Origin of the sequence: Mesorhizobium sp. M2A.F.Ca.ET.042.01.1.1, from assembly GCF_003997405.1 — a bacterium.
GTDB lineage: Bacteria > Pseudomonadota > Alphaproteobacteria > Rhizobiales > Rhizobiaceae > Mesorhizobium.
In genome coordinates this window covers 1-751 of record NZ_RZRX01000612.1, presented here as the reverse complement: position 1 = coordinate 751, position 751 = coordinate 1, and the positions used below count along the sequence as shown (strand labels likewise).

The 751-nt window shown below is 60.7% G+C and carries 2 pseudogenes; both read right to left on the bottom strand.

Going from position 1 to position 751, the window contains the following annotated elements:
• Positions 1 to 120 (bottom strand): annotated as a pseudogene (locus tag EOA23_RS36840) (recombinase family protein); the annotation flags it as partial.
• A gap of 495 nt (positions 121 to 615) precedes the next feature.
• Positions 616 to 675 (bottom strand): annotated as a pseudogene (locus EOA23_RS36835) (hypothetical protein); the annotation flags it as partial.
• Between the last annotated feature and the right edge of the window lie 76 nt (positions 676 to 751).

Below are 751 nucleotides of genomic sequence, written 5' to 3'. Positions count from 1 at the left end.
GGCCAGCCGGTCGATCCGGGTGACGACGAGCGTCTCGCCGGCATGAATGAAGTCGAGAATTGTGTTGAGCTGTGGACGGCCTTCCAGGGTAGAACCGCTTTTCTGCTCTTCGCGGATGACCAATATACAAGCTTTTCCGGTTGCGACGTGTTCATGGCAGGTGTTCAGGCCGGGTATACCCAAATTAGCCGGCACTGTCCGCCTTCTTCGAGGTTTCAATTTCTTGGTCGCTTCCACCAGCCACTCGACGGCGCCGGGCGTGGACTGCCAGACCTTGCCGCTTGCCTCGACATAGTCAGCGGCCTCGTCCTCGCCGCCCATGGTGATGTACCCGTCCATAGCACCAGAGGCTGCTTGCCCGATAGAACGCCAGGCACATGGCTGTTGGCCAGCCAGGCTTCCTCGGCCAGTTTGCCGGCATCCGGGCCGTTTTCCCGGAAGGCGAGAAGCGCCTGAGTGTAAAAGCCACGCGGCGGCGCCATCGTCTTCGTATTGCCTGATGAGCTTTTTCAAGGCCTTGATGTCGTCGCGGGCCAGCAGATGCCCAGCCAGAACGTAGCGGATGCCCTGATTGTCGTTGGGATTGAGCTTGAGCATGGCCTGATAATGGCCGATCGCCTCCTGATGACGACCAAGCCGCCAGAGCGCGGCGGCAAGACCTGCCCGCGCGCGCATGTAGGGACGAGTTTCGAGAAAGCCCCAGAAGTGACCGGCATATTCCTCGAACCCCTCCGAACCGAGGGCCATCTCC